Below are 22,423 nucleotides of genomic sequence, written 5' to 3'. Positions count from 1 at the left end.
GGGCTCACACGCCCTCTCCAGAAAGAAAATCGTGAATCAGTTTCTTCAGATGCTTTCTCTCACCTGAGAGGACAAGGGTGTCATTTTCTTCAATAATCGAATCGGCTCCGGGATTTAGGAGCTTTTCCTGGTTGTGTTTGATAATGGCAATCACAGTGACATCGTAATTCTGGCGGACATCAAGCTCTCCGAGTGTGCGCCCGATCGATTTGGCGCCTTTTTCGACCTTAAACCATTCAATAATCAGATCGCTGAAGGCCATTTCGATGGACTCCAGAGCTTGCGGTTTATAGACCATGCCCCCGAGAATAGCTGCAATTTGCCTTGCTTCAGAATCATCCAATGAAATATTTGAAAGAAGCTCATCCGGGTCCCGGTCATTAAACCGGTAAATTTCCCTTCTTCCGTCATCATGAATGATAATCGTCATTTTTTCGTGGCTTCTTGTTTCGATTTCAAACTTTTTGCCGATGCCCGGCAGATCGTTTTCTTTAATATTCAATGAAAATCCCTCCGAATGTAGTGTTGGCAGTATAGGGTGAGTTATAAATAAAACTTGAGCAAATTATATTCGGAGGTAATTAGACTGGTATTTGACAGGGACGGCCAAAGCCTTTTCCAGCCTGTTTATCAGCGGTTCGTCAAGTGGTTTGACAGAGAGCTGCCTGACAGACTGCGCCAGAGGGCTGTACTCTTTGATCAGCTCAGCCGGGTGCATGCTGCCCGGCGATGGCGTTTTTGCCGATTGTGTTTCCTGCGGATATGAGGACATAGGCACATAGCTGTCAGTGCTAGCTTCAAACTGGGAAGGCAGAACCACGTCCGAAGGGGGAAAGTACACCATAAATAAACCTAACAGAAAACTGATCAGCAATTTATCCATGTTCCTTTCCTCCCTTCTCGTCAAGATATCCCTTCTTTTTCACTATATAAAACTTTATGTTTCCATTCAAACAATATGCCTTTTTCAGTATCTATTGACCTTGAAAAATAAAAAGGTTTATTTGAGGATGGCGGGAAATGTATAGGAGAAAGAAAAAAGAAAGCGTATACTTGGAGGTGCTTCATATGGAGTTTGTTCAATATGCATGTAATGGGGCCGTTGCAGAGATTATCCTGAATCGGCCTGATGCCCATCACGCCCTGAATGAACAGTTGCTGTCTGAATTGAAGGAGGCAGTCGAAATGGCGGCTGCAAGCGAGGCGCTCATCGTTCTTCTGAGAGGAAGCGGGAAAGGCTTTTCGGCCGGTGGTGATATCAGAATGATGACGTCAGAGCATGACCCTGATCAATTTAAACGGCTGATGGATACGATTGAGGCTGTCACCTTGAATTTATATCAGATGAAGAAAGTGACAATTGCAGCCATTCATGGTGCTGCTGCGGGACTGGGCCTGAGTTTGGCGCTTTGTGCGGACATTGTGCTCGCTGAAAAAAACGCCGTCCTCGCGATGAATTTTATCGGCATTGGGCTTGTTCCGGACGGCGGAGGACATTATTTGCTGAAAAAAAGAATCGGTGAAGCAAAAGCGAAAAAACTGATTTGGAGCGGAAAAAAACTATCTGCCTCAGAAGCTGCCGATATGGGGCTTCTTGATGGGACATTTGCCGGAGACCCTGCCGAAGGCGCAAGACCCATTATCGAAACCCTGTTGGCCTCCCCTCTTTTGGCGATGATCGAAACGAAAGCTATTTTTCAAAGCCTCCAGATTGAAGAACTGAAAAAAGTGCTATCCCTTGAGCGCAGCGCCCAAGAGAGAATGAGAAGGACCAAGGATCACCAAGAAGGAATCCGTGCCTTTTTAGAAAAACGGGAGCCGAAGTTTCAAGCGTAACAGATCAGCCGGAAAGCTGATCATCCGTGAAACAAAATCAGCTTTCCGGCTGCATTGACTAAACGATGAGTATGACTATGAAGCTCTTTTTCTTTTAAGAGGGCTTCACCATGCGTTTTTGCCGCTTCTTCATGTTCTGCCTCGAATTGCTCGTTTACCAGCGTGTTCCCCGAAGGATCAAATACGGTAAGGAAATAATCAGCCATCAGGTTTCTCCTCCATTTTAAGGTTTATCAGTCTTTCTTCATTTATATTCTAAAAAGGAAATCAAAATCCTTTATTATGCTTTATCCAAAATTAGTATATAATGGGTCAGGGAAGGAGGAGATTCAGTGCTTACAATTGATCACGTAACGAAGACATTTGGAGATTATAAAGCCGTTGACGGATTGGACTTAGATATTCCGGAACAGCAAATGTTCGGTTTATTAGGCGCAAACGGAGCGGGAAAAACAACGACGTTTCGCATGATCCTAGGATTATTAAGCATTACGGAGGGCTCAATCAGCTGGAAGGGCCGTCCTGTGAATTATCATATCAGCAACAAAATCGGTTATCTGCCGGAAGAGCGGGGCCTTTATCCGAAAATGAAGGTAAGGGATCAGCTCGTCTATCTTGCCAGATTAAAAGGGATGGAGAAGCGAGAGGCTGTAAAAGAGCTCGGGACATGGCTTGAACGCTTCAATATTACAGATTACGAGAATAAGAAGGTGGAAGAGCTTTCGAAGGGGAATCAGCAGAAAATCCAATTCATTTCGGCAGTTTTGCATAAGCCGGAGCTGCTTATTCTTGATGAACCTTTCAGCGGCCTGGACCCTGTCAATGTTGAGCTGCTAAAAGAGGCTGTGATCTCGCTGAAAAACAGCGGCGTTTCTATTTTATTTTCAAGCCATCGGATGGAACATGTGGAGGAGCTTTGTGAGAACCTTTGCATATTGCAGAAAGGAAAACCGGTTGTACAAGGCAAGCTGAAGGAGATCAAGCGTTCTTTCGGTAAAAAGAATGTTACCATTCACTCCGATGACGATCTGCGCTTTTTGCAGTCCCATGAAGGCATTCTTCAATGGAAGGAAACGGCAGACGGCGTCAAGCTGCAGATTGCCAATGAAGACATTTCTCAAGAGATTTTTGCTATGCTCCAAGGAAAAGGGTTTATCAGAAAGTTTGAGCTTGAAGAGCCGTCACTGCATGATATTTTTATAGAAAAGGTGGGGGCCGTCTATGAATAAATTTTGGATCATGCTTTCTCATACATACAAAAATAAGATTATGGCAAAATCCTTTATTATTTCGACTGTCATCACGGTGCTGCTTGTTTTAGTTGTAACGAATCTGGAGTCGATCATTTCTTTGTTTCAAGGTGACGATGCGAAAGAAAAAATCGCCGTTGTTGATGAAACAAACGAATTATATCCGGTTTTTTCTAAGCAGCTGAAAGCGGTGGATACTGACGGCGATCTTGATGTGAAGCTGTCGAAGCAATCGGAGGATGAGGTCACAAAGCAAGTCAAAGATGAATCACTCGATGGCATGCTCATCATCAAACGAGATGAAAAAGGGACCATTTCAGGAACATATAAAGCGTTAACGATTTCTGATGAAAGCACGTATCAAACGCTGCAGCAGGCGCTGACGCAAACCAAAACAGCTGTCGGAACAGCGGAGCTCGGCGTGTCGCAGGAAACGATTAGCAGCCTTTATGCGCCCGTTACTGTGGGGCAGAAGGCGCTGAAAGAAGGGGCAAAGTCTGAGGAAGAGCTTGGCCAGACGGTAGGGCTTGTTTACATTATGCTGTTCGTCATTTATTTTTCGGTGATTATGTATGCCAGCATGATTGCGATGGAGGTCGCTACAGAAAAATCTTCGCGAGTTATGGAAATCCTGATCTCAAGTATGCCGCCGATCCAGCAAATGTTTGCAAAGCTGCTTGGTATCGGGCTTGTCGGGATCACACAGCTTGCTATTATTATAGGAGCCGGCTCTCTGTCGCTTAAGCTGAACCAAAAGAGCGAAACGGCTTCATCTGTCGGCGGATTCCTTAATCTGACCGACGTATCTGCAACCACTGTCATCTATGCTGTCATTTTCTTTTTGCTCGGATACTTTTTGTACGCGACACTTGCCGCGTTTCTCGGCAGTGTCGTCAGCAGAATAGAGGACGTGCAGCAAACGATCACGCCGATGACGCTTTTGGTTGTCGCCGGTTTTATGATCGCGATGTTCGGTTTGAATGCGCCTGACGCAGGATTTATTACGGTAACTTCGTTTATTCCGTTCTTTACGCCAATGATTATGTTCCTGCGCGTCGGCATGCTTGATATTCCGTTCTGGCAGGCGGCTGTCGGAATCGGAATCACACTGCTCACCATTGTCATACTGGCCGTTATCGGCGCCAGAATTTATAAAGGCGGTGTATTAATTTACGGCAATTCAAGCGCGTTCAAAGCGATCAAACAAGCGCTACGTTTAGCGAAAAACTGATTGGAAAACAGCCTGGGGATTCTCAGGCTGTTTCTTTTTTGACAGAACGTGCATTCGCAAGAATTCGGTGCTAAAATAAGGGTACTTCATCCTGGAAAGGAGCAGAATGTTGACTGATCTAACCTTTATTCATGCGGCAGATCTTCATCTTGACAGCCCGTTTTACGGGATATCGCATCTGCCGGAGCCGATTTTTGCCCGGATTAAAGAAAGCACGTTTGCAAGCGTGAGACATATGATAGACGCCGCAGTGAGAGAGCACGTTGATTTCATTTTGCTGGCGGGAGATCTGTTTGATGAAGCCAATCGAAGCTTAAAGGCTCAGCTCTTTTTGAAAAAACAGTTTGAAAGACTCAGAGAGTGCGGGATTTCGGTATACGTCATCTTTGGGAATCACGATCATCTTGGCGGGGAGTGGACGCCGATTGAATGGCCTGAGAATGTCCATATTTTTTCGTCCGCTGTTCCAGAAGAAAAATCGTTTTTTAAAGAAGGCAGGCGCATAGCAAGCATTTACGGCTTCAGCTATCAAGCAAGAGCAGTGACGGAAAACCAAGCCGCCCGCTATCGGAGATCAACTGACGCACCGTTTCATATCGGCATGCTCCACGGCACGCTGTCAGGATCTGAAGGACACGATCCGTATTGCCCGTTTACACATGACGACCTCGTGAAAAGCGGGATGGATTATTGGGCGCTTGGCCATATACATAAACGCCAGGTTCTATCTGCCGAGCATCCGGCAGTCATTTACCCGGGAAACACGCAAGCACGCCATATAAAGGAGACGGGAGATAAAGGTTATTATCTCGTTCATGTGACAAACGGAGATATATCTTATGAATTTCAGAGAGCGCATGATGTCCTGTGGGAAAAAGCGGCGGTTGATGTGACGGAGGCAAAGAATATGACAGCCCTCTTCCAAATGGTGGAGGACACGTTTTCGAAGCTGCGGAAAAAGGGGAGCCCTGTTTGTGTAAGGCTTGTTTTACAAGGGACGGCGCCGGAATGGCTGCTGGAGGCGCCAAAAGGCACCTTGGATGAGTTTCTTGAAGCTCTTCAGGAACAAGAAGCGGAAGAGGAACATTTCGTTTGGCCTCTTAGATTGGACGATGAGACAGAAAACGAAGCAAACCTAACAAACCTTGATCCTTTTTTTGGCGGTTTATTTGAAGACATTGATCGCAGCGATCTGTCAGACGTGCTGGAAGGGCTTGAGCGGCATCCAGTGTATAGAAGGCACGCGGACCGGTTTAGCCAAGAGGAGGTAAAGGAAATAAAAGAGCAGGCACAGATATTATTGAAAAGACAGCTTAAGGTGCTTGATACATGAGGCGGTGACAGCTTTGCGAATTATATCTTTACATATCTACCAATACGGAAAATTTTCCAATCGGACCTTTCACTTTTCCGCCTCTCCTGTCCAAGTCATCTACGGATTAAATGAGGCAGGAAAAACGACGATGATGTCATTCATTGAAAGCATGCTGTTCGGTTTTCCGAAAACGAAAAAATATGAACCGAAAACAGGCGGTGTCTACGGCGGTGTTCTTGAAGCTGAACATCCTGAGTATGGGGTGCTGAAGATCGAACGGACGAAAGGGACTGCCGAAAAACTAAGCGTGTACACAGAAAAGGGCGAAGTAAAGCAGGGAGATGTTTTAAAGCAGCTGTTCCAGGGCACAGACAGGTCGTTGTACAAAGCCATATATTCGTTCGACGTATTCGGGCTGCAGGAAATTCACGCCTTTAATCGGGACAAGATAGGGGAATTTTTGCTCTTTTCCAGCTTGTTTGGTGCTGAAGCCGTATCGAAGCTTGATTCAAGGCTGACGAAGGAAAGCGAAAGGCTCTATAAACCAAATGGGCGAAACCCTCAATTGAACCAGGAGCTGGAAACGCTTAAGCAGCTGGCAGTGAAGCTAAAACAGGCTGAAGCAGAGGAAGCGGGCTATCATCAGCTTCTCGGGGAAAAACGAATGCTTGAAGCCCGCCTTGCAGCCGCGGAAACCGAATTGAAAGAGACGGCGGGACATATCCGAATGATTGAGGGAGCGATTGAGCGAAAACCATTGCTAAATGAAAAAGCGACACTCGAACAGGTGATTGCAGAATTTCCGGAACATGCAGGACAATTTCCTGCTGACGGACTGCATCAGCTGGAAAAATATGAATCCCATCTTCACCCGAAATCAGCACAGCTTGAGGCGCTTCGGGTGAAGATGGCGGAGTTGGACAAACAGAGGCAAAAGCTTATCCCCGATAAAGAACTATTGGCGAAAGAAACGCTGATACAAGAGCTTTCGGCAGCGTTTCATATGTACCAATCCTGTGGAGAACAGCTGGCAGCCATTCAGGCACAGCTGCGCCAGGCGTCTGCGCAGACAGCGGCAGGGCTGGAACAGCTCAATAAAACGGATGAAAATGAGCTCCTGAATATGAACACCTCATATGATTATGAATGGCAGCTTCAGCAAGCGGTGCAGCAATATGTACAGGCAAGAGACAGAAAACGGCAGCTTGACGAGACATTTGAACTTGCCCGGCAAGAGCTGGAAGACACGGAAAAGGCCGTTCGTGCCGCTTCGTCCGCGATTCTTGAAGATAGCCAAAGAAAAGATAAAGAAGCTGCTCTTAGAGCATATGATGAAACACAGGGGCAGCACCAAGAGCAAGCGAAGCTCAGAGAACAGCTAACGTTTTTTGAAAGACAGCAGGCTAAACAGAAAAAGACTGTCATTGCAGTTGGTATGTTGTTCATCGTTCTCTTTTCTCTGCTGCAGCAATGGATTCCCGCCATAAGTTTCGGTGCTGCACTTATTGTGTATTGGCTTGTATCAGGAAAATCGTCTTCTCGAAACAGCCGAGAGACAAGACAGCCCATGACGGATATTTCTCCAGCAGAAGCTGAAATGCTTAGAGAAGCGTTATGGGAGGATGACCGCAATAAGCAGCACCTTCTCACACAGCGTGCAGCGCTCCAGCAAAAGGAGGCGGCGTATGAAAGGGTCATCCAGCAGTTTGAACAGTGGGAAGCCGAAATGGCGCCGTCCTTTACACAGGTTGAGCGTTTTATGAATGAGCTCGGATTTAAGGAAGATCCATCATTTTTGCTTGATGCATACAGCTTAATGAAGGATGTTAAAAAAGAAGTGAAGAAAAAGCATGAGCTGACCATTGAAGCAGGCAGGCTGAAAAAGCACCGGAGAACATTCGAAGAACGCGTCAGTATGCTTCTTCCCGTGAATCAGAGTCAGGATATCTCCATTTCGGACGCCCTTCACACATTGCGGAAAAACATTGAACGTGAAAAAGAAATTGAGAAGCAAAAAAAGGAAATTGAAACAGATATTCATTATACAAAGGAACAGATGCTTGAACTTGAGCAAGAAATACAGTATTTCCACGCACAGATTGAACAGTTATTTGCCGCGGCTGCTGCAAAAGACAGAGATGCGTTTTTTGCCATAGCCGACATCAGCAGGCAATTGAAGGATACGGAGAACAAGCTTCATCACGTAAACGCACAGCTTCAAGGCGGGTACCCGGAGGAACTTGAACTGGCGGATTCCAATACGCTTTCTGAATTGAAAGATAAGCAATTTGTTGAGAATGAAAGAAAAGAGCGGCTGACTGAGGAGATCGAGCGGCTCCGCAGCCAAATCGCACTGCTCTCAGTCAAACAGGAACAATTAGAGGCTTCGGGATTGGTCTCAGACCTCAAGCTTCAAACCGAAATGCAAAAAGATCGTGTAAAAGAAACGGCTAAAAAATGGGCCTCGATACAAATGGTCAAACAGGTGATCAGAAACAAATTGGAGCGGCATAAAAAAATCGAGCTTCCGCGCCTTCTAGAGACGGCAGGAGAATTCTTCCGCCCTCTGACTGACGGAAACTACCAAACCATTTATTTTTCCGAAACGGATGATTCGATCATGGTTATGCATCGCGATGGAACTGTCTATCATGCGGAAGAGCTGTCACAAGGGACGTGTGAACAGCTGTATACAGCGATCCGATTTGCTTTGGCCGTTACGCGCCAGGGTGGGTCAAAGCTTCCGTTCCAGCTTGACGACAGTTTTGTTCATTTTGATCAGGAAAGGCTGAAACGTGTATTACATGTTCTGTATAATTTATCTGAAGGCGGTAGGCAGATTTTGTATTTTACATGCCATGAGCACGTAAAAGATGCATTTCATAGCAGCCAAATCATCCATTTGGTGTCATAAAAGAGGTTCTATAGCTGAAAATCGGTATGTGATATACTGGTATTATGTAAGATACGGAGGGAGCTTTAATAGAATGGCTAAAGGGATTATGCTACATGAGGTTGGCGAACAGGTGGACCAGTATCTATTGATTAAATCCTCGACGAAAGGGATTGCAAGCAATGGAAAACCGTTTCTGACGCTGATGCTGCAAGACCAGTCAGGCGATATTGAAGCGAAGCTGTGGGATGCCAAGCAAAGTGATGAAGTGACCTATGCGCCGCAGACGATTGTCAAGGTCGTCGGCGATGTTCATCATTATCGCGGGCGCACCCAGCTGAAGCTAAGAAATATCAGACCGGTAAGCGAGCAAGAAAACGTCAATATAGATGATTTTTTAGAAACCGCGCCGATTCCGAAAAATGAAATGATGGATACCATCACTCAATATATATTTGAAATGAAAAATCCGAATATCCAGCGAATCACAAGGTTTTTGGTTAAAAAACACGAAGCTGAGTTTATGGATTATCCGGCGGCTACGAAAAACCACCATGAGTTTGTCTCAGGTTTGGCGTATCATGTTGTCTCTATGCTGAACCTGGCGAAAGCAATAGCAGATTTATATCCTTCTCTTGATCGTGATCTGCTTTACGCCGGTGTTATCCTGCATGATCTTGGAAAAGTGAAGGAGCTGTCCGGCCCTGTTTCCACTTCATATACGGTTGAAGGCAATTTGCTCGGCCATATTTCCATCATGGTGACAGAGCTTTCAAAAGCGGCTGAGGAGCTTCAAATCGATTCTGAAGAGGTGTTAATTCTTCAGCATTTGATTTTGAGTCACCACGGCAAAGCAGAATGGGGCAGCCCAAAACCGCCGATGGTGAAAGAAGCGGAAATTCTTCACTATATAGACAATCTGGATGCAAAAATGAATATGATGGACAGAGCGCTTGAACGCGTGAAGCCGGGCGAGTATACTGAACGTGTATTTGCACTGGAAAACCGTTCCTTTTATAAACCGACATTTCATAAATAACGTAAAAAGGACTGATGCTGACATATTCAGCTCAGTCCTTTTTGATGCGTCTTTCCCGCACATAACTCGTCTCATTCCCGCATATGCTAAAGAATAAAGAATCTATGCAAAGGGGGAGAAGCCCGTGTTATTTTTTCCATGGTGGGTGTATCTTTGTATTGTAGGCATCATTTTCAGCGCATATAAACTTGTGGCGGCAGCCAAAGAGGAAGAAAAAGTAGACCAGGCTTTTATTGAAAAAGAAGGACAGATTTATATGGAGAGGATGGAAAAGGAGCGAGAACGCCGCAGTTCTCAGCAGCATGAAGAAGAAAATCAAAACCATTCCATCGCATAAAAAAAGCTGTGCGGCTCATTGAGCCGCACAGCTTTTTTTATTATTTAGAATTGCTTGAAGATGAAGAAGTGCTGTTGCTTGTTGAAGATGTATTAAATGTGGCTTTCAGATCTTTATCTTTTACTTCGATGTCAGCCTTCTTCATGACTTTTTGAACAGCTTCCTGAACGGCATTGCTGTCATTTAGTTTTTGTTCAAGCACTTCAGATTTCAGTTCTTTTTTCATATCATCGTATTTGCCGCGTTCTTCAGTCTTTTTGATGATATGGTAGCCAAATTGTGTTTTCACAGGATCGCTGACTTCGTTTGTTTTCAACTTGAATGCAGCTTTTCTGAATGTGGAATCCAGTTGTTCGTTATCTTTTGAAATCCAGCCAAGTTCGCCACCGTTTGTAGCTGAGCCTGTGTCTGTAGAGTATTCCTTCGCAAGGGCATCAAATTTCTCGCCTTTTTTCAGCTTTTTCTCTATTTCCTCAGCTGTCTTTTTGTCAGCGACAAGGATGTGGCTTGCGCGAATCTGGCCTTTTAAGCCTTCCCAGTATTCTTTAATTTCATCATCTGTTACTTTGATGTTATCTTTAGCCGCTTTTTGTGTCAGCAATTCATATTTTACTTGTTCTTTCAGGTAATCCTTGCCATATTGCTTTTCGAGGGCAGTATATTGATCGCCAAGCTGCGTTTTGTATTCTTTCAGCTTGTTGTCAATTTCTTTATCCGAAACTTTATACTTCTTGTCCAATACTTTTTCTTGCACTAGCTGTGTCAGTACGCTTGCGCCAGCTGTTTTCTTCATGTTTGTGTAAAGCTCGCCTTTTGTTACATCGCCTGCGTCTGTTTTTGCGATGACTTCTTTGTCGCCGCTGCTGCAAGCACTGAGAGCGAGGATGCTTGTAGCAGTGATAGCTGCTATTGCGATTTTCTTCATTGTTTTCAAACACTCCTAATCATTCCAAATTAAATTACCTATGCGTATCATAACATATTGTGGCTTTCTGTAAAAAGATTTTAAATAAAGGGCATTCGTCTAGTCAAACTTTTGCTGATGACATACTTATATATTGATCAAGAAAAGGAGGTATGTAACATGAGCGGAGGATACTCTAACGGATTCGCGTTGCTCGTAGTACTGTTCATTTTGCTTATCATCGTAGGTGCAGCTTACATCTACTAAGCAGACCGAGGATCGCTTGCAACATAAGCGATCCTTTATTTTCACTAGCGCCTAATCGTTTCAAACATGAATTGCATAACATGTAATTGGTAAATAAAGCTTATTACAGGAGGTGCTTTTTAAGATGGGTGAAGTATTTGCAGGCGGATTCGCTTTATTGGTTGTGTTATTTATTTTATTGATTATCATCGGCGCTTCTTGGCTGTACTAATCAACATAAAAAAGCATAGCTGCTTAATCAGCAGCTATGCTTTCTTTCGTATTTACACTGTAAAGGAGATCTCCACAAACGAAGAGATCAGTAAAATTAATATAGATACATTAATAAATCGGAATACCTTATCTTGCCGCTCTTCAGGAATCTCTCTGACAAGGCATAATGTATTGGTGAGCCTGTTTATGAAATATAAAATAAACACGGCAGCCACGATAAAATAGAATAAAATGATGGGAGATTCCCCCTCTCTCTGAACTGTCCCATATTACATTACCAAATATTTATTAAAAAAGATAGAATGCAAATTGAAAAATCGCCACCAGCACCAGGGTTTGACTACTTTTCAACAAGAATATCCAAGCCGTCAGCTTCCTGATCAATAAAAGCGGTTTTCGGTGCTTTTATCAGCTTGAGAGCCAGCAGGAAATCAGGCAGACAGTAGCCGGCGTGAATGCCCGAGATCATGCAAAAATAATGAGCGTGATTCGGAAATGCCAGTGCTGCGTAAAACAATACCGGTGTAATCAGCAAGAACGGGCTGACGAGTGAAATCAGCATTGTTGTTTTTGGTATGCGTTTCCATGTGCGCATGCGCAATATGTAAAACTTTTTTTCTATTTTTCTTTTTTTGCAGATGATTGGCAGGACATGGATGACTTTATGTGCAAATAAAATAACGACGAGCAAACCGCCGAATAAAGATACATATTCATCGCTTAAGCTTGTGCCAGGCCGCAGCAGCTCAAAAGCTAAAAAGGTAGATATAAAAACCAAAATCATAAAACATACAGCAGTTAATATTATGCGAACGGCGCCATAATCCTTCATGAGATTTATGGTCTTCCAGCAATTCATCAAAGTCATCCTTCCATACATCTTGAATAGAATCTCAAAATAATTTACTCCTCCCAAGAGAAAAAATCAATGCTTTTTTAAGAAAAAATATCATCCGGCAGGTATTTTTTTGAAACAAGCAAACAAACTGCGAAATATGGGGTTAGAACTTTCTTCTCAGTGAATTATCAGCTAAAATAAGATTAAAGATAGAAAGAAGTGGTGTGGATGGATTCGATGGATCATCGCATTGAGCGATTAGAATATTACATACAATTATTAGTGAAAACAGTAGATATGGACAGGTACCCCTTCTATGGGCTTCTCATTGATAAAGGGCTGAGCAAGGAAGAAGGGGAAGCGGTTATGAGGATATGCGACGAATTGTCGGAAGAGCTGGCAACACAAAAAGCGCAAGGATTTGTAACCTTTGATAAGCTCCTTGCGCTTTTTGCCGGACAGCTGAATGAAAAATTAGATGTTCATGAAACGATTTTTGCCCTGTATGAGCAGGGACTTTATCAAGAGCTGATGGAAGTCTTTATCGACATCATGAAGCATTTTGATTAACTGTTTACAGGTTCAAGCTCTTCAGCCGGTTCATCCGCCGCACTGTCCTTTGCTTTTTTCTTCAGTTTTCCGTTTACGCTTTCAAAGTCATTGTCAATATTGGTGAGTGACGTTTCGAAAATTTCCATAAAATCATCGCCGTAGATATGGCGTATCATACACATCATTTCTGCCACTTCAGGAAATTTTCCGAATAAATGATACAAAGGCTGTGACCCTTTAAAAACAGCGTTGCGTGTCGGATCAAATTCCTCAAGCAAGCTCCAGAATACCTCGGTACCTTCCTCAGTCAATTGGACATATGTGTTCCGTTTATCATTCAGCCGTTTGGAGAACCTTAAATATCCCCGTTCTTCCAGCTTTTTTGAAAAGTTGAATGCGGTTGATACGTGCATGACCCCGAACTTCGCGATTTCAGAAATGGAAGCTCCATTCAATTGATACGCAATCCATAAAATATGATGCTCATTAATATTCAGGTCATACGGTTTGAGCCATTGCTGCCAATCCTTCTCGATCGATTTCCAAAGAGCCTTGCTAAGCTGAGCCATTTTCTGGGTGAAGACTAGAGCTTCTTTCACATCATAGGGCGGTTCCACTCGATTCATTACGTCACCTGCTTCTCTTTTTCTTTTTCTCTATTATGCCAATAAAATAAAGATTAATAAAGATGAAAATGTAAGAATTTTTTAATAAATTCACAAACCATTGCGGCGGCAGGGTTTTTCGGCCAAAAAAAATACGGGTCCACTTTTGGCCCGCATTTTTTTCTTTTGAATAGGATATTAGTTTTGTAAGGTTTTCTCCAGCTGTCTGATTTTCTCTTCGATATCGGCAATTTCTTTTTGCAGATCCTGCTGGTGAGGCTTGATCTCTTCCTGCCATTTTTTAATTGACGTTTGGAGCTCGCCGCCCACGTCTTTAATAACATCCGTGCTTTCTTTTGCCGCTTTGATCAGCTGGTCTTTTAATGCAAGCCCGTCTGACTTTAAGCGTTTGATTGTTTCTTCAAAAGAATCATAATTGGTTTTCATTTTTTCACGCAGCTGCTTTCCTGAGGAAGGTGCAGTAAGAAGAACCGCTGCTCCTCCGATGATGCCGCCTACGAATAGTCCTGTTAATAGAGAACGTCCGCTCGCCATTACAATCACCCCGTCTTTTTCTTCAAAATAGGATTCATTCAGCATTTTTCATTTTTGTTGAAAGTCTGAACTTCTATACATAGCTTGCTTTATTTTAGCATATTTTTTAAGTGAAAAGGAGGGAGAAGGTTGTCTGTCTTTTTGATTGTATTATCCTGCATCACACTTGCCTTCGCTTCAGGCGCTGTTTACTATATCAAACTTCTCAGCCAGGCTGCTTCTTATCCGCCCAAGAGGGTTATCCGGCAGAAAGCGCTTGTTTGTTCAACCGGAACCGCCTTTACACTATGTCTTATCTTTTTCACAAAACTCCTCGCTTAAAACATGCTGACATGCTGCGGACGCTCTGTTCAAAAAACCTCTCCCGGAAGCGGAAGAGGTTTTGTGTGACAATTATTTAGCAGCTTCCATAAAGCTTGAACGCCTTAAAATGGTTTGCACAATCGGATAAATAATGATCATTGAGATTGTATTCAGCACAGCGGCCGGCAGAACAACAGCCGCGAACAATGCGGCGAAACCGCCCGGTAAACCGACGATCAATAAAGCTGACGATAGAAACACAATTCCTGATAAGATGGTCCCGATCACTGTCAGCACAGCGGCTGCACCTGTTTTTCGGCTCTTTCTGAACAAGAGAAACAGGGAGAAGAACAGAAACGCTGATACGGGTTTATCAATGATGTTGGGGATCTGTCCGGCTGGAAACGCGGTTGTAAGCGCGGAAATGATTCCGGTCACGATCCCGATGACGAGTACATTTTGCACCCGCGGGAACAGCAGAATGCCCATGAACATCATGATCAGCATCATATCTGGTTTCATGCCGCCTAAAAAGGGCGGAATAATGGAATGAAGCGCTGCGCCGATTGCGGCAAACAGAGCCATAATGACTAACTCTTTTGTTTTCATAACTATGCTCTCCTCTGCTAAGCTTTTTGCCCTCCAATAATATGCTCATCATTTATTGCGAAGGCTTTACAGAATGTGTTATGCAAACAGTATACCAAACGGACGGTTTGCATAGCCAGACTTTTTACTCATTTTCCTGCTGGAATTTCTTCATGAACGCAGCTAATTTTTCACAGTCTTCGAGAGAGACCGCGTTATAAATAGAAGCGCGGCAGCCTCCCACCGAACGGTGTCCGCCAAGGCCGATCATCTTCGCATCTTTTGCTTTCTGGACGAATGTTTTCGTTAATTCGTCATCCCGAAGCGTGAAGGTGACATTCATGCGTGAGCGGCTGTCCTTTCTGGCATGACCTTTATAGAAGCCGTTGCTTTCATCAATACAGCTGTAGAGAACCTGCGCTTTTTGTTCATTGCGCTGTTCAACAGCTTCCACACCGCCGTTTTCCTTGAGCCATTCCAGAACGAGGCTCAGCATATAAATCGCAAATGTCGGCGGAGTGTTGTAGAGTGAATCCGCTTTGACATGTGTGGAATATTTCAGGATTTTTGGGACGTTCGCATTTTCATTTTTCAGCCAGCTTTTTTTCATAATGACTACAGTCACGCCGGAAGGGCCGAGGTTCTTTTGGGCGCCTCCGTAGATCACATCAAATTTGGACACATCGATTTTTCTGCTTAAAATATCGCTGGACATGTCGGCTACGAGCGGAATAGGAGAATTCGGAAACTCCTGCCACTGAGTGCCGAAAATTGTATTGTTGGATGTGATATGTAAATATGCGCCGTCTTTTACATCCGTAAGGTCAACCTCTGGAATATAGCTGTAATTGTCTGTTTCACTAGTAGCGGTGATAGACGTGTTCCCGAACAATTTCGTTTCTGCCAGTGCTTTTTCAGACCAAGCGCCTGTCATCACAAAATGTGCGGTTTTTTCAGGTGTTAAAAAGTTCATCGGAAGCATTGAGAATTGAAGGCTTGCCCCGCCTTGAAGAAACAAGATATCGTAATCTTCCGGAATGCCCATCAGTTCGATTAAGAGGCTTTTCGCTTTTTGGTGCACCGCTTCATACTCTTTGCTGCGGTGGGAAAGCTCCATAACAGACATGCCGGATTCGTTAAAATCAATAAATTCTTTCTGTGCTTTTTGCAGAACTTCCAGTGGCAGCGCTGCAGGACCTGCGTTAAAATTCGTTGTACGTTCCATTATGATCTCTCCCTGTTTTCCACGTTAATGTATAAAATAATACAATTATCCTATCACAAAAATTCAGTTTTTTGATAAAAAATTAGAATTATCAAAAGAAATTGACGGATGTTTGCGAAATGTTCACAAAATAAAATAACCTCATCTTATGATGAGGCCAGGCGTTTTGCGATAGAGGAAGAGATGTTCTGCAGATCCTCCGGTTTATAATCATCAGCATGCGTTTTCCAAACCGCTCCGAATCCATCTCCTTTTCCGTAGCGAGGGATAATATGCATATGGTAGTGGAACACAGATTGTCCAGCTTTTTCGCCGTTATTGTTCAGCGTATTTAAGCCGATCGGTTCAAATTCATCCCGGATAGCGCGGGCGATTTTCGGAACAGCATGGAAATATTGTTTTGCTAATTCATCTGTAAATTCATATACATTCTCAATATGTGTTTTCGGAATGACAAGCGTATGGCCTTTTGTCACTTGGCTGATATCAAGAAAGGCAAGTACATGTTCATCTTCATACACCTTCGCGGATGGAATGTCGCCGGCGATAATTTTACAAAAGATACAATTTTCTGCACAATGCATGAGGGTTCCTCCTTATGAAATTGTTTAGTATGTATACACTCATCGTACCACAGAAATGCAGAAAATAGAAAACAGGATGAACGGCGAGCGTTCACCCTGAATGCAGAGGAAGAGCTTATATGAAGAAAATGTGTTATGCCTTTGGTAAGCACCTCATTTGTCAATAAAATGAAGACTTGTTTAATGCCTAACGATTCCTGCGATAAACACCTCATTTGACAATTTGCTTCATACATGAAGAATTCATCAATTCAGTGAAGAGAAATGGTTTGAGCATTGGACATGTTTATTTTCTATCCAACTGTTTCTAAGACGTCTTTGACAAACACCTCATTTTTCAGTTGATATGCTTTTCCTCTACAACTATTATGATGTCCAGAACCCTGTCTCTTTATGACAGCAAATTCATCATTTGTTAAAAGGGAATTGTTTCAAATCAGGCCTTGTTTTTGGTACTATGAAGAAAAACACTATAAGGGGAGAAACTATGTCTCTGCTATCGGTAAAAGACTTGACCGGCGGATATACAAGGAATCCGGTTTTAAAAAACGTATCATTCACCCTTGAACCGAATCAAATTGTCGGATTAATCGGGCTGAATGGTGCTGGTAAAAGTACAACAATCAGACACATCATCGGGCTGATGGACCCGCATAAAGGTTCAATCGAATTAAACGGTAAAACGTTTGCTGAGGATCCGGAAGGCTACCGTTCACAATTTACCTATATACCTGAAACACCTGTTTTATACGAAGAATTGACGCTGATGGAGCATCTTGAACTAACAGCCATGGCATATGGACTGTCAAAAGAAACGATGGAGAAAAGGCTGCCTCCGCTACTAAAGGAATTCCGAATGGAAAAGAGGCTGAAGTGGTTCCCGGCCCATTTTTCTAAAGGAATGAAGCAGAAGGTTATGATTATGTGCGCATTTTTGGCAGAGCCTGCGCTCTACATTATTGATGAGCCTTTTCTAGGGCTTGATCCGCTTGCCATTAACGCGCTGCTTGAACGGATGAATGAAGCGAAAAAAGGCGGGGCGAGCGTGCTGATGTCAACACACATTTTGGCAACGGCAGAACGCTATTGTGATTCGTTTATTATTTTACATAACGGCGAGGTGCGGGCGCGCGGCACGCTGTCAGAGCTCAGAGAGCAGTTTGGAATGAAGGACGCGGCGCTGGACGATTTGTATCTTGAGCTTACAAAGGAAGACGCTGGCCATGAATAATATGCTTGATATTTGGCAGTCGCGGCTGCAGGAGCATATCAAAGAAACAAGAACATACATGAAATATATGCTCAACGATCACCTCGTCATTGTTTTGATTTTTTTTCTAGCGGGCGCTGCAAGCTGGTACAGCAAATGGATACGGGACATTCCCGCTCACTTTCCGTCCTTTTGGGTGATGGCCGTGCTGTTTTCGCTCGTGTTGACAAGCTCTTATGTGCGAACGCTTTTGAAGGAGGCTGACCTTGTTTTCTTATTGCCTCTTGAAGCAAAAATGGAGCCTTACTTGAAGCAGGCGTTTGTCTACAGCTATGTGTCTCAGCTGTTTCCGCTTATTGCGCTGAGCATCGTTGCGATGCCGCTTTATTTCGCAGTCACACCGGGGGCTTCGCTCGTATCGTATGCCGCGGTCTTTGTCCAACTGTTGCTGCTGAAGGCGTGGAATCAGGTAATGGAATGGCGCATGACTTTCCAAAACGACCGCAGCATGAAACGGATGGACGTCATCATTCGCTTTGCGGCGAATACACTCGTTCTTTATTTTGTTTTCCAATCTGTTTATATGTATGCGCTTCTCGTCTATGTCATTATGGCTGTTCTTTATCTGTATATGTCTTCCGCAGCAAAACGGAAAACATTTAAATGGGAGAGCCATATTGAGTCCGAATTGAGACGAAAGCAGCGTTTCTATCGGATTGCCAACCTGTTTACTGATGTGCCGCATTTGCGAAAGCAAGCCAAACGCAGAGCTTATCTCGACTTTTTGCTGCGGCTTGTGCCGTTTGAACAGCGCAAAACATTTGCCTATATGTTCACCCGCGCCTTTTTGCGTTCGAGCGATTATTTGGGCATTCTTGTCAGATTAACGATCGTTTTCGCGCTGATCATTATGTATGTCTCAGCCAGCCCGCTGATTGCAGCGGTTTTGACTGTGTTTGCCATTTTCATTACGGGCATTCAGCTTCTGCCGCTCTTCGGCCACTTTGACCATCTGGCGCTTCAAGAGCTGTACCCTGTGAAAAAAGAAACAAAGCTGAAAAGCTATTTCTCTCTATTAAAAACTGCACTTAGTATTCAAGCGCTGCTGATGTCTGTTGCATCTGCCTATGCAGCCGGCTTGACCGGTTTTCTGTACGCGCTGATCGGTTCTGCCGTTCTGATTTTTGTTGTTTTGCCTGCTTATATGACAACCAGGCTGAAAAAGCACGGAAAGCTGTGAACTGAAAAGAGGTAATCAAATGACAGATAATCAGCTGCTGATGCAGGAAGCTTTGGAATGGAAAATGCATTTTTTGCGAAAGGATTCCATGTTTGAACGCTTTTCGAAGCGTGTCCAGACGAAGGTGAATGAACGGATTCCTGAAAAAATCCATACGGTCGTCACCGAGAGTGTGAGAAAAATGGTAGAAGCGACAATGGCCGGCTCCAATATCATCACTTATAAAAAGGATACAAGTGCACTGTCGCTCAGTGAAAAAAATGAATTGGCGAAAAAAACGATTGTTTCTTATCAGAAAGTGGCAGCTGCTGAGGGAGTCGGCACCGGAGCGGGCGGCATTTTTTTAGGCATTGCTGATTTTCCGCTGCTGCTTTCAATTAAGATGAAGTGTTTATTTACCTTGTCTTCCATTTACGGCTTTGATGTGAAAGATGCACAAGAAAGGATGTTTTTGCTGCTCGTGTTTCAGCTTGCGTTTTCGAGTGACGATGGCCGTAAATCGCTTTTTTCTGTCATCGAAAATTGGGAGACGGAGAAAAAGTGCATCGACTGGAGAGTGTTCCAGCAGGAATATCGCGATTATATCGACGTAGTGAAGCTTTTTCAGCTTTTGCCGGGCGTGGGAGCGGCAGTCGGCGGAATTGCCAATTATAAGCTGCTTGCTCAGCTTGGAGAAACGGCAAGACATGTTTTTCATCTGAGGATATTAAAGGAAAAAGCCGGAGAATAAACACTCCGGCTGTTTTTTATAGCTGATGATAGGTGATCGCAGCGCCGGCAAGGACCTTGGCCGCTGTCAGCATGGCTTTTTCGTTGATATCAAATTTCGGATGGTGGTGGGAATAAACTCGATCTGGCTGTTCGGGAGCGGCACCTGTAAAGAAAAAAGTGCCTTTCACGTTTTGTAAGTAATAAGAAAAATCCTCGCCGCCCATTTGCGGTTCACCGTCAATGACCTGCTGAACGCCCTCGGTATTCTTTGCGGTGCTCACCAAGTGGCTCGTTTCGGCAGGATGGTTCACAACCGCCGGATAACCCTGTTCATAGGTGTACTCATAGGACGCGCCGTGCATGCTGCATATTCCTTTTACAACCGCTTCAATTTCTTTCTCCAGAATGTCCCGGACATTTTCATCAAAAGAACGCGCTGTGCCGATGAGTACTGCTTGGTCTGCGATGACATTAAACGGATTGTCGGCGATGAAGGAGCCTGTCGAAATGACGGCGGATTGAATCGGATTGACTTTGCGGCTGACAATGTGCTGCAAAGAGGTAACGATTTGCGAACCGATCAGGACGGCGTCTTTAGTATCATGCGGATGAGCGCCGTGGCCGCCCTTTCCGAAGACTTTAATCGTAAATCGGTCCGCCGCCGCCATTACGGCGCCGGGGCGGCAAAGAATGGTTCCGAGCGGCTCAGTTGCCCAAAGATGAGTGCCGAATATCACATCCGCGTTTTCGAGACAGCCGTCATCAATCATTGGCTTTGCGCCTCCCGGATAATATTCTTCTGCATGCTGGTGGATCATCACAAATGTTCCCTTCAGTTCATGTCTGTTTTGGTGAAGGACCTTGGCCACTGCGAGAAGAGCTGCGGTGTGGCCGTCGTGGCCGCATGCATGCATGACACCAGGCACTTTGGAGGCGTAAGGGACATCTTTTTCATCTTGAATGGGGAGAGCGTCAAAGTCGGCCCTCAAAGCGACTGTAGGGCCGGGTTCGCTTCCTTCTATATATGCTAAAACCCCTCTGCCGCCGACGTTCGTGCGGATTGGGACTCCTAACGACTCATAATAGGAAGCAATAAATGCGGCGGTTTTTTCTTCTTGAAATGAGAGCTCAGGATACATATGAATATGGCGCCTGATCTCAACCATTTCTTCAAAACAGCTGTCGAGCTGTTTGTTTATCTCTTTCTGCAGTGTGGATATGGACAAAGCCGCTTCCCCCTTTTCTATGCTTTTCCATGATTGTATAGAAAAAGTCTGAATATTTCAACTTGCGCTGTTTCAAAGCATCATCACAGCTGCGATGGTTGTCACCAAAAGGCCAATCGCGACGGGAATGAAGTTTTTTCTGGCAAGCTCAAAAGGATCAACTTTGCAAATGGCCGCGGCGGGAATCAACGCCCATGGGATCAGTGTTCCTCCGCCCACCCAGATGGCAGAGATTTGTCCGAGCGCGGTCAGAACGGCGGGATCGGCATGGAGAGCGGACGAAAAGAGCTTTGCGATGGAGCCGGCGAGAGAAATGCCAGAAAATCCTGAGCCGTCAAGGCCTGTTATGGCTCCAGCGGCAGTTAATGCAGCGGCGGCAAGCTCCTTTGACATAGGCATCATATGGGATAAAGCAATGCCGAGATCGTTGACAATGCCGTGGGAACCTTTAGGGAGTGAAGTGCCCAGTATGCTTTCATAGCCTGAGTCGCCAAGATAAAAGAAAGCGGCAATCGGGATGACGGGGCCGAAAACCTTAAAACCGAACTTAAATCCGTCAATAAAATAGCCGGTGATTTTTTCAAGCCCTTTATGCTTATACACGAAAAAATGAACGGTAAAGAGGATACAAATTGCAGACCCGCCAATTAACGCGGTGGCATCATTTCCTTGTAGGTTAAACAAGAGCATGCAGGCGATATCTGCAAGAAAGGCAAGCGGAATCAAAAAAGCCAGTATGGACCGCAGGCGTTTTGGCAAGTACAGCGAGTTGTCTTGTTCGCCGGAAAGAACGGGGGAAAAAGAAGCGGGATGCTCCTGTTTTTTGCGTTCGCGCTGAATCATGATAAAGGCAGCGGTTGTTGTTGTCACACCCATAATCAGCACAAGCGGAATGCTGGCCGAGACGACATCACCGACTGGAATGCCTGCTGCATCTGCAGTCAGCTTTGGCGCCGCCTGAATGACAAAGTCTCCTGACAGGGCAAAACCGTGTCCGAATAAGTTCATGGCCATGGCCGCGGCAAGAGGCGTCAAACCGGCACGTGCGGCTGCGGGGAGCAGGACGGCGCCGATCAAAGCGACACCCGGAGAAGGCCAGAAGAAGAGAGAAATGGCGAACATCAGGCCCCCAATCAGCCAATAGGCAGTCACAGGCCCTCTCACAAGGCTTGCAAAGGGAGAAATCATCGCTTCATTTATCCCTGTTTTTGTTAACAAATCACTCATTGAAACGATAAAGCAAATGATGAAAATCGTGGGCAGCAGTTCGCCGGCCGCATAGATAAAGCTGTGGAATAAACTGCTGACAGAAGCTGAAAGTGATTGGCTGGCCCATAGCGATATGATAAAAATGCCGAATAGAGAAATAAATGTCGTGTCTTTTCTCAGCAGCATAAATAGGATAATTGCACCGATAAAAAACACATACAGAACATGGACAGACAAAATCCCGACTTCCATCATCGATCACTCCTTCCGCTTACAGATTATTCATAGGCGG

Annotated in this window: 27 protein-coding genes; 14 read left to right on the top strand and 13 right to left on the bottom strand. The window is 44.6% G+C overall.

Annotation, left to right across the window (positions count from 1 at the left end):
- Positions 1-4 precede the first annotated feature (4 nt).
- Positions 5-502: a K(+)/H(+) antiporter subunit KhtT gene (gene khtT, locus PUN35_RS09355; RefSeq protein WP_003233269.1), complete on the bottom strand. Its 498-nt coding sequence runs from the start codon at positions 500-502 to the stop codon at positions 5-7.
- A 63-nt stretch (positions 503-565) separates the two neighbouring features.
- Entirely contained in the window at positions 566-883 is a 318-nt protein-coding gene (gene khtS, locus PUN35_RS09350; protein WP_014479329.1) for a K(+)/H(+) antiporter modulator KhtS, read from the bottom strand.
- Between the two features lie 185 nt (positions 884-1,068).
- On the opposite strand from khtS, the gene PUN35_RS09345 reads away from it, so the two are divergent.
- The gene (locus PUN35_RS09345) at positions 1,069-1,836 is read left to right on the top strand and encodes an enoyl-CoA hydratase (protein WP_033881412.1); all 768 of its coding nucleotides are present in this window, start codon (positions 1,069-1,071) and stop codon (positions 1,834-1,836) included.
- Between the two features lie 20 nt (positions 1,837-1,856).
- Here the strand turns inward: PUN35_RS09345 and PUN35_RS09340 are convergent, their stop codons facing one another.
- The gene (locus PUN35_RS09340; RefSeq protein ID WP_014479331.1) at positions 1,857-2,042 is read right to left on the bottom strand and encodes a YhzD family protein; all 186 of its coding nucleotides are present in this window, start codon (positions 2,040-2,042) and stop codon (positions 1,857-1,859) included.
- A 126-nt stretch (positions 2,043-2,168) separates the two neighbouring features.
- On the opposite strand from PUN35_RS09340, the gene PUN35_RS09335 reads away from it, so the two are divergent.
- From PUN35_RS09335 to yhaL, 6 genes are all read left to right on the top strand, one after another.
- Positions 2,169-3,065, top strand: a complete 897-nt coding sequence (locus PUN35_RS09335) for an ABC transporter ATP-binding protein (RefSeq protein WP_003233262.1) — start codon at positions 2,169-2,171, stop codon at positions 3,063-3,065.
- Positions 3,058-4,317 carry an ABC transporter permease gene (locus tag PUN35_RS09330; protein WP_003244912.1) on the top strand — a complete coding sequence of 420 codons (1,260 nt, stop codon included), beginning with the start codon at positions 3,058-3,060 and terminating at the stop codon, positions 4,315-4,317. Before PUN35_RS09335 ends, PUN35_RS09330 begins: the two co-directional genes overlap by 8 nt.
- A gap of 106 nt (positions 4,318-4,423) precedes the next feature.
- Positions 4,424-5,650: a metallophosphoesterase family protein gene (locus tag PUN35_RS09325; RefSeq protein WP_014479332.1), complete on the top strand. Its 1,227-nt coding sequence runs from the start codon at positions 4,424-4,426 to the stop codon at positions 5,648-5,650.
- A gap of 4 nt (positions 5,651-5,654) precedes the next feature.
- Entirely contained in the window at positions 5,655-8,546 is a 2,892-nt protein-coding gene (gene sbcE, locus PUN35_RS09320) for a DNA repair/recombination ATPase SbcE (RefSeq protein WP_031600330.1), read from the top strand.
- Between the two features lie 73 nt (positions 8,547-8,619).
- Entirely contained in the window at positions 8,620-9,564 is a 945-nt protein-coding gene (gene yhaM, locus PUN35_RS09315) for a 3'-5' exoribonuclease YhaM (RefSeq protein WP_003245698.1), read from the top strand.
- Positions 9,565-9,688: 124 nt separating this feature from the next.
- Complete coding sequence (gene yhaL, locus PUN35_RS09310; RefSeq protein ID WP_003233252.1) at positions 9,689-9,901, top strand: sporulation protein YhaL; 213 nt, start codon at positions 9,689-9,691, stop codon at positions 9,899-9,901.
- 40 nt (positions 9,902-9,941) lie between these two features.
- Here yhaL and PUN35_RS09305 read toward each other — a convergent pair whose 3' ends face one another.
- On the bottom strand, positions 9,942-10,826 hold the full coding sequence (locus PUN35_RS09305) for a peptidylprolyl isomerase (RefSeq protein ID WP_014479335.1): 885 nt from the start codon (positions 10,824-10,826) through the stop codon (positions 9,942-9,944).
- Between the two features lie 159 nt (positions 10,827-10,985).
- Here PUN35_RS09305 and yhzE1 point away from each other — a divergent pair, with 159 nt between their 5' ends.
- Both yhzE1 and yhzE2 read left to right on the top strand, forming a co-directional pair.
- Positions 10,986-11,072 carry a sporulation protein YhzE1 gene (gene yhzE1 / locus PUN35_RS09300; RefSeq protein WP_003327753.1) on the top strand — a complete coding sequence of 29 codons (87 nt, stop codon included), beginning with the start codon at positions 10,986-10,988 and terminating at the stop codon, positions 11,070-11,072.
- Positions 11,073-11,196: 124 nt separating this feature from the next.
- On the top strand, positions 11,197-11,283 hold the full coding sequence (yhzE2, locus tag PUN35_RS09295) for a sporulation protein YhzE2 (RefSeq protein ID WP_003155248.1): 87 nt from the start codon (positions 11,197-11,199) through the stop codon (positions 11,281-11,283).
- A gap of 52 nt (positions 11,284-11,335) precedes the next feature.
- Here yhzE2 and PUN35_RS09290 read toward each other — a convergent pair whose 3' ends face one another.
- Positions 11,336-11,518 (bottom strand): hypothetical protein, encoded by a 183-nt coding sequence (locus PUN35_RS09290; protein ID WP_024571667.1) that lies wholly within the window; start codon positions 11,516-11,518, stop codon positions 11,336-11,338.
- 107 nt (positions 11,519-11,625) lie between these two features.
- Entirely contained in the window at positions 11,626-12,144 is a 519-nt protein-coding gene (locus PUN35_RS09285) for a DUF3267 domain-containing protein (RefSeq protein WP_014479336.1), read from the bottom strand.
- A gap of 207 nt (positions 12,145-12,351) precedes the next feature.
- Here PUN35_RS09285 and PUN35_RS09280 point away from each other — a divergent pair, with 207 nt between their 5' ends.
- A complete protein-coding gene (locus PUN35_RS09280) occupies positions 12,352-12,693 on the top strand; it encodes a YhaI family protein (protein ID WP_033881416.1) in 342 nt (113 codons plus the stop codon).
- Here the strand turns inward: PUN35_RS09280 and PUN35_RS09275 are convergent.
- Both PUN35_RS09275 and PUN35_RS09270 read right to left on the bottom strand, forming a co-directional pair.
- Complete coding sequence (locus PUN35_RS09275) at positions 12,690-13,301, bottom strand: HTH-type transcriptional regulator Hpr (protein WP_003239501.1); 612 nt, start codon at positions 13,299-13,301, stop codon at positions 12,690-12,692. The two genes, PUN35_RS09280 and PUN35_RS09275, sit on opposite strands and share 4 nt — an antisense overlap.
- 177 nt (positions 13,302-13,478) lie before the next feature.
- On the bottom strand, positions 13,479-13,835 hold the full coding sequence (locus tag PUN35_RS09270) for a YtxH domain-containing protein (RefSeq protein ID WP_003245875.1): 357 nt from the start codon (positions 13,833-13,835) through the stop codon (positions 13,479-13,481).
- A gap of 129 nt (positions 13,836-13,964) precedes the next feature.
- Here PUN35_RS09270 and PUN35_RS09265 point away from each other — a divergent pair, with 129 nt between their 5' ends.
- Complete coding sequence (locus PUN35_RS09265) at positions 13,965-14,156, top strand: membrane protein YhzF (protein ID WP_003233238.1); 192 nt, start codon at positions 13,965-13,967, stop codon at positions 14,154-14,156.
- A gap of 72 nt (positions 14,157-14,228) precedes the next feature.
- Here PUN35_RS09265 and trpP read toward each other — a convergent pair whose 3' ends face one another.
- The 3 genes from trpP to PUN35_RS09250 form a co-directional block, all read right to left on the bottom strand.
- The gene (gene trpP / locus PUN35_RS09260; protein ID WP_003233236.1) at positions 14,229-14,747 is read right to left on the bottom strand and encodes a tryptophan transporter TrpP; all 519 of its coding nucleotides are present in this window, start codon (positions 14,745-14,747) and stop codon (positions 14,229-14,231) included.
- A gap of 124 nt (positions 14,748-14,871) precedes the next feature.
- On the bottom strand, positions 14,872-15,951 hold the full coding sequence (gene serC, locus PUN35_RS09255) for a 3-phosphoserine/phosphohydroxythreonine transaminase (RefSeq protein ID WP_014479338.1): 1,080 nt from the start codon (positions 15,949-15,951) through the stop codon (positions 14,872-14,874).
- Positions 15,952-16,097: 146 nt separating this feature from the next.
- Positions 16,098-16,535, bottom strand: coding sequence for an HIT family protein (locus PUN35_RS09250; RefSeq protein WP_003233231.1), 438 nt, complete (start codon positions 16,533-16,535; stop codon positions 16,098-16,100).
- A gap of 487 nt (positions 16,536-17,022) precedes the next feature.
- Here PUN35_RS09250 and ecsA point away from each other — a divergent pair, with 487 nt between their 5' ends.
- Genes ecsA through PUN35_RS09235 form a run of 3 tightly spaced genes read left to right on the top strand, consistent with a single transcriptional unit; the run spans position 17,023 to position 19,715 of the window.
- Positions 17,023-17,766, top strand: coding sequence for an ABC transporter ATP-binding protein EcsA (gene ecsA, locus PUN35_RS09245; RefSeq protein WP_003233230.1), 744 nt, complete (start codon positions 17,023-17,025; stop codon positions 17,764-17,766).
- Positions 17,759-18,985, top strand: a complete 1,227-nt coding sequence (gene ecsB, locus PUN35_RS09240) for an ABC transporter permease EcsB (RefSeq protein WP_014479339.1) — start codon at positions 17,759-17,761, stop codon at positions 18,983-18,985. Before ecsA ends, ecsB begins: the two co-directional genes overlap by 8 nt.
- 19 nt (positions 18,986-19,004) lie before the next feature.
- Positions 19,005-19,715, top strand: a complete 711-nt coding sequence (locus tag PUN35_RS09235) for an EcsC family protein (RefSeq protein WP_014479340.1) — start codon at positions 19,005-19,007, stop codon at positions 19,713-19,715.
- Between the two features lie 16 nt (positions 19,716-19,731).
- Here the strand turns inward: PUN35_RS09235 and sndC are convergent, their stop codons facing one another.
- Positions 19,732-20,922 carry an N-acetyl amino acid acetylase SndC gene (gene sndC / locus PUN35_RS09230; RefSeq protein WP_014479341.1) on the bottom strand — a complete coding sequence of 397 codons (1,191 nt, stop codon included), beginning with the start codon at positions 20,920-20,922 and terminating at the stop codon, positions 19,732-19,734.
- Positions 20,923-20,994: 72 nt separating this feature from the next.
- Complete coding sequence (locus tag PUN35_RS09225) at positions 20,995-22,386, bottom strand: hypothetical protein (RefSeq protein ID WP_014479342.1); 1,392 nt, start codon at positions 22,384-22,386, stop codon at positions 20,995-20,997.
- Between the last annotated feature and the right edge of the window lie 37 nt (positions 22,387-22,423).

Source organism: Bacillus sp. N3378-2at, from assembly GCF_033412715.1.
Lineage (GTDB): Bacteria > Bacillota > Bacilli > Bacillales > Bacillaceae > Bacillus > Bacillus subtilis.
The sequence above is the reverse complement of the archived record's forward strand: the minus strand, read 5'-3'. Positions and strand labels throughout refer to the sequence as shown.